Here is a 16,291-nt window from a genome sequence, read left to right as displayed (position 1 = left end):
GGTGTCCGTTCTCCTTCTCAGCCGCTGACGCGGGTGCGCGGGTCGATGACGGCGTACAGCAGGTCGACCACGAGGTTCGCGCCGAGCACGGCGACCGTGATCACCAGGAAGATGCCCTGCATGAGGGCGTAGTCGTTGTTCTGCACCGCTTGCAGCAGCTTGGAGCCGATGCCGGGGTAGGAGAACACCTGCTCGGTGATGATGGAGCCCGCCACCACGAAGCCGAGCGAGATCGCGAAGCCCGCGACCGACGGCAGCACCGCGTTGCGGGCCGCGTACTTGATCATGATGCGGGAGTCGCGCAGGCCCTTGGCCTTGGCCGTCAGCACGTAGTCCTCGGCGGTGGCGGACACCATCATGTTGCGCATGCCGAGCAGCCAGCCGCCGACGGACGAGATGACGATCGTCAGCGCGGGCAGCGTGCCGTAGTAGAGGGCGGAACCGATGAAGTCGGCGTTCCAGCCGGGCCACAGGACCACGTCGTAGCCGCCCTGCAGCGGGAACCAGCCCAGGCCGGACGACAGGATCGCGACCAGGATCAGCGCCAGCCAGAAGTACGGCACGGCGGCCAGCACGGTGGTGGCGGGCACCAGGCTGTCCAGCCAGGTGCCGCGCCGCCAGCCGACGAACGTGCCGAGGGCGATGCCGAGGACGAACGACAGGAACGTCGCGATGCCGACGAGCATCAGGGTCCACGGCAGGGCTTCCGCGATGATCTGGGACACCGGCGTCGGGAACGCGCTCACCGAGATGCCCAGATCACCGCGGAACATGTTGCCCAGGTAGGACGTGTACTGCGTGAGGAGCGATTCACCGCTGTTCGTGCCGAGCAGCAGTTCGTACGCTCTGCGGGCCGACGGGTCCACGGTTCCGCCGCGTTGCGCGAGCTTCGCCATGAGGATGTCCACCGGGTTGCCCGGCATGAGCCTCGGGATGAAGAAGTTCAGCGTCAGCGCCGCCCAGAGGGCGACCAGGTAGAACGCGAACTTTCGGGCGTAGTACCTCATCGGTCCGCCTATCGCCTCGATCAGTCGGTCACTGGCCGGCCGGCTTGAGCTTCAGGTAGATCTCCGAGTGCTCCGGTCGTGCCCAGACGGCCGGGAACGAGTAGAGGTCGTCGGTGGTCGGCCACCCGGTGAACTTCTTGGCGTTGAACTCGCTGGTCGTGCCGCCGGTGAGCACCGGGATGTACGGGATCGACTTCTCGATCTCGGTCTGGATCGTGTCGAAGTGCGGCTGCCGGGCGGCGTCGTCCTCCGGGTCGATGCCCTTCAGCGCGGCCAGCGCGGCGTCCACGCCGGGGTTGGAGAAGCGGGCGAAGTTCGGGTTCGCCACCTCGCCGACCTCGGCGGTGGTCGCGGTGCTGAAGAAGTAGGACGCGTTGTAGAACGGGTCGGGCGCCGGGCCCTGGTGCAGCGAGTCGATCAGCAGCTCGAAGTTGCCGCGGCCGCGGGCGTCGGACCACTCGTTCCAGGACACCTGCTGCGCGGTCGCCTTGATGCCGACCTGCTGCAGCTGCTGCGCCATCGTGTCGACGGCGGTGATGTAGTCGGTCCAGCCGGCGACGACCTTGAGGGTCATGGCCAGCGGCTTGCCGTCCTTCTCGTAGATCCCGTCGCCGCCCTTGGCGTAGCCGGCCGCCTCCAGCAACTGCGTGGCCTTGGCCGCGTCGGGCTGCATCGGGGCGGTCTTCTCCTGGAGCTCGCCGGAGATCTGGTCCTTGTCCCGCTCGACCAGCGCGGCGCCCGGCGAGACCTCGCTCGCGGTGTTCTCGAAGGCCAGCGAGTTGATCTGGGTGCGGTTGATCCCGTAGTAGATCGCCTTGCGGACGGCGACGTCGGTCTGCGGGCCCTGGCAGCCCAGCTCGGCGTTCGAGCAGGTGAAGAGGGCGACCTGGTTCATCGGGATGGTGATGGCCTTGTAGCCGGGGTAGTTCTTCTCGACGTTCTTGATGTCCGGGACCGGGCCGGTCTGCCAGTCGATCTGGCCCTGCTTCAGGGCGGCCTCACCGGACTGGTTGCCGGACAGCGCCAGGTAGCGGACCTGCTTCAGCGCGGGCGCGCCCTCGTAGTAGTCGGGGTTCGCCTTGAGGGTGAACGCCTGGGCCTTGAACTCGTCCAGCATGAACGGGCCGGTGCCGACGGGCTCCTTGACGACGTCGGTCGACGGGGTCGCGACGTCCTTCCACTTGTGCTCGGGGACCATCCAGACCCGGCCGAGGACCTGCGGGCCCTCCATGAAGGACGGTTCGGTGAACTTGATCGACACGTGGGTGTCGTCCACGGCGGTGGCGACGCCCTTGTAGCCCGTGCCGTTCATGGCCGGGTTCTTGGTGATCATGTCAAGGGTGAAGACGACGTCCTCGGCGGTGAACTTCTGGCCATCGGTCCACTTCGCGTCGCCGCGCAGCTCGATGTCGAGCTGGGTGCCGTCGGCGTTCCACTCGAAGCTCTTGCCGAGGCGGGGCCGCGGTTCGACGTCGCGGATGTTGTTGAAGAAGAACAGCGGCTCGAAGATGGTGCCCGGGCCTTCGAGCATGGTCGGCGAGAACGGGTTGAAGTTCAGCTGCCAGTCACCGGACTGACCGGTGTACACGATGAGCGTGTCCTTGTTCGCGTCACCGCCCGAGCTGGACCCGCCGCACGCAGTCGCGAGCATGGCGACCGCGGCCAGTCCGGCCGCCGCCATGCGCGCCCGTGAGAAGCGCCTTGCCTTCAGGGACATCGTCGATTCCTCTCGTGGCCCGAGACCGGCCGCGGTCCCGCGTTGAGGCAGATTGTTAAGTCATCGAAGAAACGAAGTCAACACCTCGGCGTCATCTGCCGGTCAAGTTGCTACTCTTCGACCGACGAACGAACTAAGACGGACGCGGGGGACCACGTGAGCGGACCGGCGCGGGCGACGCAACACGCGAGCAGCAAGTCCGCCGTGCTCGACGTGATCCGCGCGGCGGGCACGATCAGCCGGGTCGGCCTCATCAACGCCACCGGCTTCACCGGCGCCACCATCTCGACCGTCGTCCGCAAGCTCATCGACGAGGGGTTGGTCGTGGAGACCGGCCGCGCCGAGTCGACCGGCGGCAAGCGGCGGGTGCTGCTGCAGCTCAACCACTCCTCCCGCTACGCCGTCGGCGTGCACCTCGACCACGCGGGCATCACCTACGTGCTGACCAATCTCGGCGGTTCGGTCGTGGCGCGCATTTCGAGGGCGGGCGCGGGCGCGGCGGAACCGCGGACCGTGGTGGCGCGGATGGCGGCCGAGGTGAAGGGCCTGATCGACGGCGTCGGCGTGGACCACAACCGGGTGCTCGGCCTCGGCCTGGTCTCCCCCGGCCCGCTCAGCTCGGAGACCGGCATGGGCCTGACCCCGCCTTCCATGCGCAAGTGGGAGGACTTCCCGCTCGACCAGGAGCTGGAGCGGGCGACGGGCCTGCCGGTGGTGCTGGACAACGACGCCACCGCGGCGGCGTTGGGCGAGCACTGGTCGGGCGGCATCGGCGGCACGTCCACCTCGGCGGCCCTCTACATGGGCACCGGCATCGGCGCGGGCCTGGTGATCAACGGCATCACCTACCGCGGCACCAGCGGCAACGCCGGGGAGATCGGCCACATCTGCGTCGACGCCGACGGTCCGGAGTGCTGGTGCGGCGCGCGCGGGTGCGTCGAGGCGCTGGGCGGGCCCGCGGCGGTGGTCGCGGCGGCGCGGGCGGACGCGGAGCTGGCCAGGTCGGCCGGGTTGACCGGGCGGGCGCGTTCGGTGTCGTCGGACTTCGCGGCGGTGAGCCGGGCGGCGCGGCGGGGCGAGCCGGCGGCGTCGGCGATCCTGGAGCGCTCGGCGCGGTACGTCGCGGTGGCGGCGCGGACGTTGGCCAACATCATGGACCTGGAGGTCCTGGTGCTGACCGGACCGAGCTTCGCGATCGCCGGGTCGGTGTACCTGCCGGTGGTCCGGGACGAGCTGGAGCGCACCTTCTTCTCGCGCGCGGCGCACGGCGTCGACGTGCGGTTGTCGCGCTCGGCCGCGACGGCGTCGGCGATCGGCGGGGCGGCGCTCGTGCTGCAGTCCGAGCTCGTGCCGCTGCACGAGGGGCTGCGGCTGCCGGAGAACCTGGCCGACTCGGAGCCCGCGGCCCTGCCGGAGCCGGTGGGCGAGCAGACCCGGGGCGCTTGAGCGGGGTCGTGAGCGTTCGGTTCGGGGGTCGTGGGTGTTCGACTCGCCGGTCGTGGGCGTTCGACTCGCCGGTCGTGGGCGTTCGACTCGCGGGGGTCAGTGGCGGGTGGCCCAGAGCAGGCCGCGTTCGACCAGGGTCCGGACCGGCGGGTGGGCCAGGTCGGCCGGGAAGTGGCCGATCGTGCAGGCGAACACGCGGCCGGCGCCCCAGCGGCGGGTCCACACGGCGGGCACGGTGAGCGGCGCGTGCCACGGCGACTCGGCGGCGAAGGTCGTGGTCGCGTGGACGTCGTTGAGGCCGTCGGTCAGCACCCAGTACTGCTCGGTGCGCAGGTCGAAGCCGGACAGCCCCTCCACCACGGGGTGGGTCGACGTGATCTCGACCCGGTGGTCGACGAAGCCGCCCGGGTGGGCGACGAACTGCCCGCCGACCAGCTGGAGGTAACCGCGGGAGTGGCGGAACGAGTCGACCAGGCCGCCGTGCCACCCGGCCAGCCCGGTGCCACCGCGCACCGCCGCCTCCAGGCAGGCGAACTGGTCGTCGGTCAGCACGCCGTCGCTCCAGCACTGGAGGACCAGGTCGTAGGAGCCCAGGTTCGCGTCGTAGACCTCCAGCGAGTCGGAGACGTCCACCGAGAAGCCCGAGGACCGCAGGAACGGCAGGAACGAGTCGGTGGCCTCCACCGGCGAGTGCCCCGGCCAACCACCGCGAACGACGAGTGCCTTCACCCCACCGACCCTAGGTGATCGACCGAGGACGACGCCGTCACGGCGCGGGTGGGACGGGCTCCGGTTCGGGCGCGGGCGTGGGAGGGGGCGGCGGGTCGTTGCGGATCACCACCGGCGGTGGCGGCCGGCGGGTGCCCAGCGTCTCCTCCATCGACGGCCGCGGGGTGGCGACGCGGTTGTTGCGCTCGGCGACGGACAGGCCGTCGGACGGGGTCGTGCCGGTCTGGTCGGTGACCGCCTGGCCGGTGACTCCCTGATCGGTGACGGCCTGGCCCGGAACGGGCTGGTCGACGGGGGCGGCGTTGGGCAGCGACTCGGCGACCGGCTCGGTGGCGGCGGGGTGGGCGGGCGGCGCGGGTCGGTCGGCGTCCGCGCGCAGCGATCCACCTTGGACGGAGAGCGGCGCGGCGGCGGCCGACGGGGTCCGCGCTTCCGGCAGGCGCGCCACGACGGCCGAGGGGACGGCGCCGACCAGCGCCGCGGCCACCAGCACGTGGACAGCACGAACGACCCGCACGACGCCTCCCGCACCCCGGTCGAGGCGACGCGCCTCAAGCAGTCGCCCGCATCCTGCCCGACCGGGCGGGTCCGGGCAAAGCGTGGGATCAGGACCGCGCCACCAGGCCGACCAGCTGGTTGACCAGGCCCTCGGTCAAGCCGTCGCGGACCAGCTCGGCCGCCGGCGGGCCGCCCAGTTCGGCCACCGCCCGCGCGACCGCGTCGGTCGGGTGCGCGTGCGGCCACAGGCCGGCCGTCATCACCAGCACCGCGCGGGCGAAGTGGCGCGCGCCCGCCTCGTCCAGCACCGGCACGCGTGCCCGCACCAGGTCCGCCAGCCGGTCCGTGCGCGCGTGCGCCCGCCGCTTGAACCCGCGCGCGAACTCCACCGTGATGTTGCGCTCCAGCACCCCGGCCATGCCGCTGACCAGCTCGCACAGCAGCGGCCGGCGCAGCAGCGTCGTCGCGACCGCGGTGGCCACCTCGACCGCGTCCGAGGTGGCGCCCAGCGCGTCCTCCACCTCGTCCAGCCAGGCGGCCCACTCCCCGTCCAGCACCTCCAGGAAGATCGCCTCCCGGCTGTCGAAGTACCGCAGCACGTTCGACTTGGCCAGCCCGACCCGGTGGCTCAGCTCGCGCAGGCTGATGTCGGCGACGGACCGCTCCCGCAGCACCGCGCGCGCCGCGTCCAGGATCGCCCGCCGCCGCTGCTCCACCTGCTCGGGCCGCCGGGCGCGCTGGAACTCCACCGCCGCAGGCTAACAGCCCGCCGGTCTCTTGTTCATGCCCAACTTCACCCGCCCGGTCCGCTTGACCCGCCGCCGCACGGGGTAGCTGCCTGGGGTGCAGACGTTCCTGCCGTGCGACACGTTCGGCCGCAGCGCCGCCGCCCTCGACTCCCGCAGGCTCGGCAAGCAGCGCGTGGAGACGTTGCAGATCCTGCGCGCCCTGATCTGGCCCGAGTACGGCTGGAAGAACCACCCGGCGGTGGTGATGTGGCGCGGCTTCACGCCCGCGCTGGTCGCCTACGGCGTCGCGGTGTGCGACGAGTGGCGCCGCCGCGGCCACCGGGACGGGATGCGCGCCGTGCTGCTGGACTACAACGGCGGCCGGGAGGTCAGCTGGTCCTGGTGCTTGAAGGAGGGGCTGCTGCCGCCGTGGCTCGGCGACGAGGACCTGCACCGCAGCCACCAGTCCTCCCTGCTGCGCAAGGACCCCGACTTCTACCGGCCGCTGTTCCCGGGCGTCCCGGACGACCTCGACTACGTCTGGCCGACGCCGGTGTTCCCCCTGGAGGTCCCGGAGACGACCGGCCTGATCGCGTGCCGGCTCGACCTGCCGCCGCTGCCCGACGAGCACCTGCCGCCCGCGCCGCCGCTGGACCACCGGCCCGGCCCGTCCGTCGCCAGGGTGCCGACCGAGGCCGACCTGGACGCCATGCGGGCCGAGGCGGACGACCCGCGGCAGGTCCGCTTCTTCCGCCGCGGCCAACGCCTACCGGCTCCGACCAGCCGGTTCACCCTTCGCTTGAACTTCTCGGAAAAAAGTTCGGCGGCCGTGTCGATCCCGAGGGGTCCCCGTTCGACGCCTTGGTGAGACCACCGAGAAGGGGAGCCCGAGATGACCACGACCGAGATCCGCACCGCCGCCAGCATCGCCACCGCCGCTGCCACCACCAGGCGCAACGACCTGGTGCTCGCCGCCACCCGCGTCGTCGTGTCGTTCCTGTTCGGCTGCCACGGCCTGATGGGCCTGGGTTTCCTCGGCGGCATCGACGGCCAGGGCGCCGCGGTGCCGTTCGGCTCGTGGCCGGGCTGGTACGGCAGCGTGATCGAGCTGGTCGGCGCGGTCCTGGTGCTGGTCGGCGTGGCCGCCCGGCCGGCGGCGTTCGTGCTCTCCGGCGTGATGGCCTACGCCTACTTCACCGTCCACCAGCCCGAGGCGCTGCTCCCGGTGCACAACACGGGCGAGCTGGCCGCCGTCTACAGCTGGGTGTTCCTGCTGCTCGCCGTCCTCGGGCCGGGCGCGTTCACCCTCCAGCGCGCGTTCCGCAAGCAGCAGATCTCGCAGCGGTAAGCCGATCCCGAACGCCTGAAGCGCACCTCACGCCCCGAGGTGCGCTTCAGGCGTGTCAAGGACCCGTCACCGGGCACCCTGCGGTCATGGCCGAGACCTCCATCGAATACCCAGGTTTGACCGACGACGTCCGCCCCACCCCCGACCACGGCGAGGACAGCTACCGCGGCACGGGACGGCTGACCGGGAAGAAGGCCGTGATCACCGGCGGCGACTCCGGCATCGGCCGGGCCGTCGCGCTGGCGTTCGCGCGCGAGGGCGCCGACGTGCTGATCTCGTACCTGCCCGCAGAGGAGAAGGACGCGCGCGACACCGCGCGGCTCATCGAGGACGCCGGGCGCAAGGCGATCACCGTCCCCGGCGACCTGGTCGAGGAGGCGCAGTGCGCGGCCGTCGTGGCCCGCGCGGTCGAGGAGTTCGGCGGCATCGACATCCTGGTCAGCAACGCCGCCTACCAGATGGCCCAGGAGGACGGCCTGCTCGGCATCACCACCGAGCAGTTCGACCGGGTCGTGAAGACCAACGTCTACGCGATGTTCTGGCTGTGCAAGGCGGCCGTGCCGCACATGCCCGAAGGTTCCGCGATCATCACCACGTCCTCGATCCAGGGCTTCCAGCCCTCGTTCCAGCTCCTCGACTACGCGACCACCAAGGCCGCGATCGTCAACTTCACCAAGGGCCTGGCGCAGAACCTGGTCGACCGGAAGATCCGGGTGAACTCGGTGGCCCCCGGTCCGGTGTGGACGCCGCTCATCCCGGCCACCATGCCGCCGGAGAAGGTGGCGGACTTCGGCGAGCAGTCGCCGATGGGTCGCGCCGGGCAGCCCGCCGAGCTGGCGCCGCTGTACGTCTTCCTCGCCTCCGCCGAGTCCAGCTACATCACCGGCGAGGTCGTCGGCGTCACCGGCGGCTCGCCCATCACGTGATCGCCGCAGGTCAGGAGCCTGGCAAAAAATCTCGGAGAAAGTTCGGCGACCGTGTCGATCCGCACCCCCGCCCGATCGTCGCACAGGTGCAGGCCAGGATGGACCGGCCACCGGACCCGACAGGGAGATCGAGATGCGTTTCATGGTGATCGTCAAGGCGACCGAGGAGACCGAGGCCGGGGCGCAGCCGACCGAGGAGCAGCTCAACGAGATGGGCGCGTTCAACGAGGAGCTGGTCAAGGCGGGCGTGCTGCTGGCGGGCGAGGGCCTGCACCCCAGCTCCAAGGGCGCGCGGGTCTACTTCTCCGGTGACCGGCGGACGGTCGTGGACGGCCCGTTCACCGAGACGAAGGAGCTGATCGCGGGTTTCTGGCTGCTGGAGGTCAAGTCGCTGGAAGAGGCGGTCGAGTGGGTGAAGCGGGTGCCGAACCCGACCGGTGAGGAGTCCCAGATCGAGATCCGCCAGGTCTTCGGCGAGGACGACTTCGTCAACGCCTCCGAGGAGCTGAAGTCCCGCGAGCGCGAGCTGCGCGCGCAGCAGGAAGCCCGCGCCGACGGCTGACCGCCCGGTGCCCGCCTCGCTTGCCGACGCGCGTCGGTAGCTGATCTGATCCCCGGTCGTGATGGCTACCGATGCGCGTCGTGCGGTCGAGGCGGTGTGGCGGATCGAGTCCGCCCGCCTGATCGCCGGGCTGGCGCGACTGGTGCGCGACGTCGGGCTGGCCGAGGAGCTGGCGCAGGACGCGCTGGTCAGCGCGCTGGAGCAGTGGCCGGAGCAGGGCGTGCCGCGCAACCCGGGCGCGTGGCTGATGACGGCCGCGAAGAACCGGGCCGTCGACCGGATCCGGCGGGAGCGGAACTACCGGCGCAAGCTGGAGCAGGTCGGGCGGGACACCGAGGCCGACCACGCGCCGGACGCGTCGGCCACCGTCGGCGAGATCGACGACGACCTGCTGCGGCTGGTGTTCACCGCGTGCCACCCGGTGCTGTCGACCGAGGCGCAGGTGGCGCTGACCCTGCGGCTGCTCGGCGGCCTGACCACCGACGAGATCGCCCGCGCGTTCCTGGTGCCCGAGGCGACCGTGGCGCAGCGGATCGTGCGAGCGAAGAAGGCGCTGGCCAAGGCCGGCGTCCCGTTCGAGGTGCCGGCGGAGGACGAGCGGGACGCCCGGCTGGCGTCCGTGCTCGGCGTGATCTACCTGATCTTCAACGAGGGCTACTCGGCCACCGCGGGCGACGACTGGATGCGCCCGGCGCTGTGCGAGGACGCGCTGCGGCTGGCCCGCGTGCTGGCCGGCCTGGTGCCGCGCGAGCCCGAGGTGCACGGCCTGGTGGCGCTGCTGGAGGTGCAGGCGTCCCGGGCCAGGGCGCGGGTCGGCCCGGACGGCGAGCCCGTGCTGCTGCTGGACCAGAACCGGGCGCGCTGGGACCAGTTGCTGATCCGGCGCGGCCTGGCGGCGCTGGCGACGGCCGAGTCGCTGGGCGGCGCGGGCGGCCCGTACGCGTTGCAGGCCGCCATCGCCGCGTGCCACGCGCGGGCCAGGGCGCCGGAGGACACCGACTGGACCCGGATCGCCGGTCTCTACGAGGCGTTGTCGCTGGTCGCGCCGTCGCCGATCGTGGAGCTGAACCACGCGGTGGCGATCGGGATGGCGTTCGGCCCGGAGGTCGGGCTGGAACTGGTGGACGAGCTGCTGGACGAGCCCGCGCTGCGGGACTACCACCTGCTGCCGAGCGTGCGCGGCGACCTGCTGGTCAAGGTGGGCAGGCCCGCCGAGGCGCGGGTGGAGTTCGAGCGGGCGGCCGGGCTGACCCGCAACGAGCGCGAGCGCAGGCTGCTGCTCGACCGGGCCGCCCGCTGCTAGGCGACCGGCGCGTCAGGCGCGGCGCGTCAGGTGCGGCGCGCCCGGTCGAGGCGGATGCGCACGGCGACGCCCGCGCAGAGGACGACGGCCAGCCCGCCGAGGACGGTCGGCCAGGTCAGCTCCTCGCGCAGCAGCAGCGCCGCCCACCCGATGGTCAGCACGGGCTGGACCAGCTGCACCTGGCTGACCCGCGCCATCGGGCCGATCGCCAGCCCTCGGTACCAGGCGAAGAAGCCGAGGAACATGCTCACCGCCGCCAGGTAGCCGAACGCCGCCCACTGCGCGGCCGTCGCCGACGGTGGCTGCCGGACCGCCGAGACGACCGCGAGCACGGCCATCACCGGCGCCGACAGCACGAGCGCCCAGGACACCGTCTGCCAGGAGCCGAGCTCGCGGGCCAGCAGCCCGCCCTCCGCGTAGCCGACCGCGGCGGCGGCGACCGCGCCGAACAGCAGCAGGTCCGACCAGTGCGGCCGGCCGAACCCGCCGCCCTGCGCGGAGGCGAACACCAGCGCGGCGACGGCGCCCACCGCGGCCATGACCCAGAACGACCGAGGTGGCCGCTCCTTGCCGCGGGCCACGGCCATGGCGGCGGTCGCCGCGGGCAGCAGCGCGATCACCACGGCGGCGTGGCCGGCCGAGGCGGTGGTGAGCGCGTAGGACGTCAGGACCGGGAAGCCGACGACAACTCCGCCCGCGACCACGGCCAGCCGCGCCCACTGCCCGCCCCTCGGCCGGGACTGCCCGGTCAGCGCGAGCGCGGCGGCGGCGAGCAGTGCCGCGACGACCGCGCGGCCCGAGCCGATGAACAGCGGCGACAAGCCGCCGACGGCGACGCGGGTGAAGGGGACGGTGAACGAGAACGCCACCACGCCGAGCAGGCCCCACGCCAACCCTGCCCGCTCCGACTCACGCTTTTGCGGTAGCACGGCTGCCGATTCGTCGATAGCGCTATCGTTTGCCGACATGTCCAACGATAGCAGCGCACGCATCATGGCCGGCCTGCGCGAGTGGATCGCGCAGGCGCCGCCGGGTGCGCGGGTGCCGTCCACCCGGGCGCTGATGGCGGAGCACGGCGCCGGCCCCGTCACCGTCCAGAAAGCGGTGCACGCGCTCACCGCGCTCGGGCTGGTCGAGCCGCGACCGGGCGTCGGCACGTTCGTGCGGGCGGCGCGGACCGCGCAACCGCCGGACTACGGCTGGCAGACCGGCGCCCTGCGCGCGCCGAGCGCCCGGCTGCCCGTGCTGGCCACGCCGCTGCGCGGCAACCTGCCGGACGCGATCGGCCTGCACGCCGGCTACCCCGAGCGCGACCTGCTCCCGGAGCGGCTGGTGCGCGCCGCCCTCACCAGGGCCGCCCGCGCCGACGCCGCGCTGACCAGGTCGGACACCGCCGGGCTGCCCGAGCTGCGGGCGTGGTTCGCGACCGAGCTCGCCGCGGCGACCCCGCCCGGGACCACACCGCCCGCGCCGCGCGACGTCGTGGTGCTGCCCGGCAGCCAGAGCGGGCTCAGCTCGGTCTTCCGGTCCCTGGTGGGCGTCGGGCAGCCGCTGCTCATCGAGTCGCCGAGCTACTGGGGCGCGATCCTGGCGGCGACGCAGGCCGGCGCGCGGGTGGTCCCGGTGCCCAGCGGCCCGTCCGGTCCGGACCCGGACGAGCTGGCGCGCGCGTTCGAGGAGACCGGGGCGCGGGCGTTCTACGCCCAGCCGAACTACGCCAACCCCACCGGCGCGCAGTGGTCGCCGGACCTGGTCGACCGGGTGCTGGGCGTCGTCCGCGCGCACGGCGCGTTCCTGGTGGAGGACGACTGGGCGCACGACTTCGGGATCGACACCGGCGCGCGGCCGGTGGCGGCGCACGACGACGCGGACCACGTCGTCTACCTGCGCTCGTTGACCAAGAGCGTGTCACCGGCCATCCGGGTCGCCGCCGTCGTCGCCCGCGGGCCGGCGCGGGACCGGGTGCTGGCCGACCGGGGCGCCGAGTCGGTGTACGTCAGCGGCGTGCTCCAGGCGGCGGCGCTGGACGTCGTCACCCAGCCCGGCTGGCGCACCCACCTGCGCGGCCTGCGCCAGCGGCTGCGCGACCGGCGGGACCTGCTGGTCGACGCCCTGGCCGAGCACGTGCCGGACGCGCACCTGGACCACGTGCCGCCCGGTGGGCTCAACCTGTGGGCGCGGCTGCCCGACGCGACCGACCTGGACCGGCTCGCCCGCGACTGCGAGGCCGGGGGCGTCGTGATCGCGACCGGGGCCGAGTGGTTCCCCGCCGAGCCGTCCGGCAACTTCGTCCGGCTCAACTACTCGGGTCCGGACCCGGACCGCTTCCCCGAGGCGGCACGCGTCATCGGGGAGGCGTTGAGCCGTGCGACCGAGCGGTGACCCCGGCCCCCGTGCCCGTCGCGGTCGGCGATGAGCCGGGACGGGCGCCGGTCGAGCGCGGCGGGTCCGCGGCGCACCGGGGTGGACCTCGGCTGCGGTTGGGACAGCGCGGCCCGGCTGGTGGACGGCCGCTGGGTCGAGCGCCGGCCGCGGCGGCCGGAGGTGGTGGACCAGCTGCGCCGGGAGACCCGGTTGCTGCCGTGGCTCGCCCCGCGCCTGCCGCTGCCCGTGCCGGTGCCGGAGGTGGTGTCGGAGGAGCCGTTCGCGGTGCGGCACCTGCTCGTGCCCGGTGAGCCGATGGCCCGCCCGGAGCGCGGGCGCGAGCTGGGGTTGTTCCTGCGCGCCCTGCACGACTGCCCGACCGGCGAACCGGCCCGCCTCGGCGTTCCGGGCGCCGGGCGGGGCGCGGCCCGGTTCGAGGCCGAAGTCCTGCCGCTGCTGCCGGCCGACCTGCACGAGGACGCGCACGCGGTGCTCGCGGCGGGACGGCGGCCGGTCGACCACGCCCTCGTGCACGGCGACCTCGGACCCGACCACGTGCTGACCGCGGACGGCGAGCTGACCGGCGTGATCGACTTCGGTGACGCGCACCTCGGCGACCCGGCGGTCGACCTGGCCTGGCCCCTGCACGGCGCCACGCCGGAGTTCGCCGACGCGGTGGCCGACGCCTACGGCGCGACCGACGACCAGCGCGAGCGCGCGCTGGTCCGGCACCGGCTCGGCCCCTGGCACCACGTCCTCTTCGGGCTCGACCACGACGACCCGGTGATCGTCCGCGAAGGGCTCGTCGACGTCGTCGCCCGGTTGCGGCGGGACCGGGCGCCGGCAGCGGGCCCCTGGCTTTGACAGGGTGGCCGCGTTTGACAGGGTGGCCACGGGGGGTGGCCGCATGGCGGACGGTGGACTGCTGCGCCGGCCGGGTTTCGCGCGGTTCTGGGCGGCCGACGCGGTGTCGCTGGCCGGGACGCACGTCACCGCGCTGGCGCTCAAGGCCGTGGCGGTGCTGACGCTCGGCGCGTCCGCCACCGCCGTCGGCATGCTCGAAGCCGCGCGCTGGCTGCCCTACCTGCTGTTCGGGTTGGTCGCGGGCGCGCTGGTGGACCGCGGGCGGCGGATGCCGGTGCTGATCGGCGCCGACCTCGCCCGCGCCGCCGTGCTGGCCCTGGTCCCGCTGATGGCGTTCACCGGGACGCTCACCATGCCGCTGCTGATCGCGCTGGTGTTCGTCTTCGGCGCGCTGTCGCTGTTCCACGACGCGGCGCACCAGTCGTTCCTGCCGGTGCTGGTGCCGACCGCGCGGCTCACCGACGCGAACGCGCGGATGGAGCAGACCCGCTCGGCGGCGCAGGGCTTCGGGCCGCTGGTCGGCGGCGCGCTGGTCAAGCTGATCGGCGGGCCGCTCGCGATCCTGGTCGACGCGGTGTCGTACCTGGTGTCGGGCCTGGTGCTGGCCACCCTGCGGAAGCTGGAGCCGCCGGTCGAGCCGCCGCCCGAGCGCGACCTGCGCGCCGAGGTGCGGGAGGGGCTGCGCTGGGTCTACCGGCACGAAGTGCTCCGGCCGCTGGCCTTCGCGACGCACGCGTGGTTCCTGTTCACGTCGATGGTCTCCGCGATCTACACCGTGCTGGTGCTGGACGAGCTGCGCTTCGACGCGTTCCTGTTCGGCGTCACGTTCGCCGTCGGCGGGTTCGGCGGGCTGCTCGGCGCGTCGCTGTCCGGGGCGGCGGGCCGGCGGTTCGGCGTCGGCCCGGTGATCGTGGCCGCCCGCTGGCTGCCGCCGGCGGCCTACGCGCTGGCGCCGTTGGCGACGTCCGGCGGGACGGGGTTCGCGCTGCTGTGCGCGGCGCAGTTCGTGTTCTTCCTGTCGATCGGCCTGGACGGCCCGGTGGAGATGGGCTACCGGCAGTCGATCACGCCGGACCGGCTCCTCGGCCGGATGAACGCCACCATGCGGTCGGTCAACCGGGGCATGGTCGTGTTCGGCGCGCTGGCCGGCGGCCTGCTGGCCGACTGGCTCGGCACCCGGCCCGCGCTGTGGACCGCCGTGGTGGGGCTGGTCGGCCAGGCCGTCTGGATCACCTCGTCCGCCGTCCGCACGGCCCGGCTGTAGCGCCGTGCGACCGGGCGGGCTCGCGCTGTTCGCCCGCGACCGCTAGCAGTAGGTGGCCGCGGGCAGGTCCCCGGCGAGGTAGGCGCCGGGCGGCACGCCCATCGTGGCCCGGAACTCCCGGCTCAGGTGCGACTGGTCGTAGTAGCCGAGCTCGGCCGCCAGCCGCGCCCACCCGCCGCGCCCGCCCCGGGCCACCACCCGCCGCACCCGGTCGACGCGGGCGTACCGCTTGGGCGACAGCCCGACCGCCCGGGTGAACACCGTGCGCAGGTGCCGCTCGCTGGTGCCGAGCGCCCGCGCGGTGTCCGCCACGCCACGCGTGCGCAGCAGCCGCACCGCCGCGTGCACCAGGTCCGACCGCTCGGGGTCGGTCGACGCGAGCCGGTCGAGCAGCGCCGACCGCAGCGCGGCCACGTCGCCCACCGGCCGTCCCCAGACCTCGCTCAGCGGCACCACCCGGTCGACCAGCTCGTCCACCGGCACGTCCAGCACCGCCTGCGCCCGCCCCGGCGCCAGCCGGACCACGGTCCGCCGCGCCGCCGGCCCGGTGGTGTAGCGGGCCCGGTCGCGCGGGCCGACCACGAACGCGCCCTCGGACGCCGTGCAGACGACCAGCGTGGTCGCCGCGTCCGGCGCGTGCACGAACCGCTCGCCGGTGAACGACTGGGTGCCGATCGCGGTGACCCAGGGTCGCAGGCGCTCCTCCACGTCCACGACAACCGCCGAATCGTCCAAGACCTTCCCGGACCCGGTCGGCCAGGCTGTGACCATGTTGCTGATCACGGGTGCCACCGGCACCACCGGCCGTGAGGTCGTCCGCCTCCTCGCCGACCGCGGCGCCCCCTTCCGCGCCATGTCCCGCACGCCGACCGGCGACCAGGTGTTCGGTGACGGCGCCGATCCGGCGTCCCTCGACCGGGCGATGGAGGGGGTGGACGCGGTGTTCCTGCTCGGTCCCGGCACCGCCGACCTGCCCGCCTACGAGCTGGCCGTGCTCGACGCGGCGGAACGCGCGGGCGTGTCGAAGGTGGTGAAGCTGTCCGCGATCCCGCTCGGGCCGGTCGCCCGGTGGCACGGACCCGGCGAGGAGGCGGCTCGCGCGTTCCCGTCGTGGACGTTGTTGCGCCCCAGCGTGTTCGCGTCGAACTCGCTGCAGTGGGCGCCGCGGGTCGCCGCCGGCGAGCCGATCCCGAACCCGATGGGCACGGCCAGGCTCGGCGTCGTGGACCCGCGCGACCTGGCCGAGGTGGCGGTGGCGGCCCTGCTCGGCGACCACCGCGGCCGGACGTACGTGCTCACCGGGCCGGAGCTGCTGAACGTGCCGGAGCAGGTCGCCGTGCTGTCGGAGGTCCTGGGCCATCCGCTGTCCACTGTGGACATCTCGCCGGACTCGCTGCCCGCGCCGTACGCGGAAGGGCTGAAGGCGGTGCGCGCCGGCGGCGGCGCGTTGCTGTCGGACGACGTGGCCGAGGTCCTGGGCCGACCGGCCCGCGACTACGCCACCTGGGCGCGGGAGAACTTCCCGCGGTCCTGAC

Annotated in this window: 17 protein-coding genes; 10 read left to right on the top strand and 7 right to left on the bottom strand. The window is 73.4% G+C overall.

What is annotated here, in order from left to right; all coding sequences use genetic code 11:
- Positions 1 to 17 precede the first annotated feature (17 nt).
- The gene (locus tag AB0F89_RS12410) at positions 18 to 1,007 is read right to left on the bottom strand and encodes an ABC transporter permease (protein WP_367135636.1); all 990 of its coding nucleotides are present in this window, start codon (positions 1,005 to 1,007) and stop codon (positions 18 to 20) included.
- Between the two features lie 28 nt (positions 1,008 to 1,035).
- Positions 1,036 to 2,724: an ABC transporter substrate-binding protein gene (locus AB0F89_RS12405; protein WP_367135634.1), complete on the bottom strand. Its 1,689-nt coding sequence runs from the start codon at positions 2,722 to 2,724 to the stop codon at positions 1,036 to 1,038.
- 156 nt (positions 2,725 to 2,880) lie between these two features.
- Between AB0F89_RS12405 and AB0F89_RS12400 the strand changes: the two genes are divergently transcribed.
- Positions 2,881 to 4,170: an ROK family protein gene (locus tag AB0F89_RS12400; RefSeq protein ID WP_367135632.1), complete on the top strand. Its 1,290-nt coding sequence runs from the start codon at positions 2,881 to 2,883 to the stop codon at positions 4,168 to 4,170.
- Positions 4,171 to 4,266: 96 nt separating this feature from the next.
- Here AB0F89_RS12400 and AB0F89_RS12395 read toward each other — a convergent pair whose 3' ends face one another.
- The 3 genes from AB0F89_RS12395 to AB0F89_RS12385 form a co-directional block, all read right to left on the bottom strand.
- On the bottom strand, positions 4,267 to 4,899 hold the full coding sequence (locus AB0F89_RS12395; protein ID WP_367135630.1) for a ThuA domain-containing protein: 633 nt from the start codon (positions 4,897 to 4,899) through the stop codon (positions 4,267 to 4,269).
- A gap of 37 nt (positions 4,900 to 4,936) precedes the next feature.
- Entirely contained in the window at positions 4,937 to 5,416 is a 480-nt protein-coding gene (locus AB0F89_RS12390) for a hypothetical protein (protein ID WP_367135628.1), read from the bottom strand.
- A gap of 88 nt (positions 5,417 to 5,504) precedes the next feature.
- Positions 5,505 to 6,146 (bottom strand): TetR family transcriptional regulator, encoded by a 642-nt coding sequence (locus tag AB0F89_RS12385; protein WP_367135626.1) that lies wholly within the window; start codon positions 6,144 to 6,146, stop codon positions 5,505 to 5,507.
- A 94-nt stretch (positions 6,147 to 6,240) separates the two neighbouring features.
- Here AB0F89_RS12385 and AB0F89_RS12380 point away from each other — a divergent pair, with 94 nt between their 5' ends.
- From AB0F89_RS12380 to AB0F89_RS12360, 5 genes are all read left to right on the top strand, one after another.
- The gene (locus tag AB0F89_RS12380; RefSeq protein ID WP_367135624.1) at positions 6,241 to 6,993 is read left to right on the top strand and encodes an MSMEG_6728 family protein; all 753 of its coding nucleotides are present in this window, start codon (positions 6,241 to 6,243) and stop codon (positions 6,991 to 6,993) included.
- A 24-nt stretch (positions 6,994 to 7,017) separates the two neighbouring features.
- Complete coding sequence (locus tag AB0F89_RS12375) at positions 7,018 to 7,473, top strand: DoxX family protein (protein WP_367135622.1); 456 nt, start codon at positions 7,018 to 7,020, stop codon at positions 7,471 to 7,473.
- 86 nt (positions 7,474 to 7,559) lie between these two features.
- Positions 7,560 to 8,399: an SDR family oxidoreductase gene (locus AB0F89_RS12370; RefSeq protein WP_367135620.1), complete on the top strand. Its 840-nt coding sequence runs from the start codon at positions 7,560 to 7,562 to the stop codon at positions 8,397 to 8,399.
- Positions 8,400 to 8,532: 133 nt separating this feature from the next.
- Positions 8,533 to 8,961: a YciI family protein gene (locus AB0F89_RS12365; RefSeq protein ID WP_367135618.1), complete on the top strand. Its 429-nt coding sequence runs from the start codon at positions 8,533 to 8,535 to the stop codon at positions 8,959 to 8,961.
- 61 nt (positions 8,962 to 9,022) lie between these two features.
- Complete coding sequence (locus tag AB0F89_RS12360) at positions 9,023 to 10,264, top strand: RNA polymerase sigma factor (RefSeq protein WP_367138854.1); 1,242 nt, start codon at positions 9,023 to 9,025, stop codon at positions 10,262 to 10,264.
- A gap of 26 nt (positions 10,265 to 10,290) precedes the next feature.
- On the opposite strand, the gene AB0F89_RS12355 is transcribed toward AB0F89_RS12360, so the two are convergent.
- The gene (locus AB0F89_RS12355; protein WP_367135616.1) at positions 10,291 to 11,193 is read right to left on the bottom strand and encodes a DMT family transporter; all 903 of its coding nucleotides are present in this window, start codon (positions 11,191 to 11,193) and stop codon (positions 10,291 to 10,293) included.
- 37 nt (positions 11,194 to 11,230) lie between these two features.
- Between AB0F89_RS12355 and AB0F89_RS12350 the strand changes: the two genes are divergently transcribed.
- From AB0F89_RS12350 to AB0F89_RS12340, 3 genes are read left to right on the top strand one after another with little or no spacing between them, the layout of a single operon-like run.
- The gene (locus AB0F89_RS12350) at positions 11,231 to 12,646 is read left to right on the top strand and encodes a PLP-dependent aminotransferase family protein (protein WP_367135614.1); all 1,416 of its coding nucleotides are present in this window, start codon (positions 11,231 to 11,233) and stop codon (positions 12,644 to 12,646) included.
- Positions 12,647 to 12,676: 30 nt separating this feature from the next.
- A complete protein-coding gene (locus tag AB0F89_RS12345) occupies positions 12,677 to 13,492 on the top strand; it encodes a phosphotransferase (protein ID WP_367135612.1) in 816 nt (271 codons plus the stop codon).
- Between the two features lie 43 nt (positions 13,493 to 13,535).
- The gene (locus AB0F89_RS12340) at positions 13,536 to 14,756 is read left to right on the top strand and encodes an MFS transporter (protein WP_367135610.1); all 1,221 of its coding nucleotides are present in this window, start codon (positions 13,536 to 13,538) and stop codon (positions 14,754 to 14,756) included.
- Positions 14,757 to 14,798: 42 nt separating this feature from the next.
- On the opposite strand, the gene AB0F89_RS12335 is transcribed toward AB0F89_RS12340, so the two are convergent.
- On the bottom strand, positions 14,799 to 15,539 hold the full coding sequence (locus AB0F89_RS12335; protein ID WP_367135608.1) for a helix-turn-helix domain-containing protein: 741 nt from the start codon (positions 15,537 to 15,539) through the stop codon (positions 14,799 to 14,801).
- Here AB0F89_RS12335 and AB0F89_RS12330 point away from each other — a divergent pair.
- Entirely contained in the window at positions 15,526 to 16,290 is a 765-nt protein-coding gene (locus tag AB0F89_RS12330; RefSeq protein WP_367135606.1) for an NAD(P)H-binding protein, read from the top strand. The genes AB0F89_RS12335 and AB0F89_RS12330 overlap by 14 nt on opposite strands.
- Position 16,291 lies beyond the last annotated feature (1 nt).

It is taken from the genome of Saccharothrix sp. HUAS TT1 (genome assembly GCF_040744945.1).
GTDB lineage: Bacteria > Actinomycetota > Actinomycetes > Mycobacteriales > Pseudonocardiaceae > Actinosynnema.
Note: the sequence above shows the minus strand (reverse complement) of the source record. Positions and strands in the feature narration are given on the sequence as shown.